Here is a 354-nt window from a genome sequence, read left to right on the forward strand (position 1 = left end):
GATGACGCGCTCCAGCCTTGCGCCCCGGCTGAACCAGCATATTGCCGAACCCTTTATCGAGATAAACCCGGCGGATGCCGCGGCGCAGGGGCTGGAGCCGGACACGCTGGCGCGCGTCACCAGCCCGCAGGGGCAGGCGATCCTGCGGGTTGCGATCACCGACCGGGTGCAGCGCGGACAGGTTTTCGCGCCGATGCACTGGACCGGCGAGACCGCGCCCATGGGCCGGGTCGATGCGCTGGTCGCGGCGGTCACGGATCCGATTTCGGGGCAGCCCGAGAGCAAGGCATCCGTCGTCGCGCTCGCGCCGCTGGCCCCGGTCTGGTACGGGTTTGCGGTTTCGGCGCAGCCCCT

Annotated in this window: 1 protein-coding gene; it reads left to right on the forward strand. The window is 70.6% G+C overall.

Translation table 11 applies throughout. The features are described 5' to 3' along the window. Window positions 1–354 (forward strand): molybdopterin dinucleotide binding domain-containing protein (locus ACTIE1_RS16640; RefSeq protein WP_439563511.1); only part of this gene is annotated, 354 nt, incomplete at both ends.

This window comes from Roseinatronobacter sp. (assembly GCF_051859525.1).
GTDB lineage: Bacteria > Pseudomonadota > Alphaproteobacteria > Rhodobacterales > Rhodobacteraceae > Roseinatronobacter.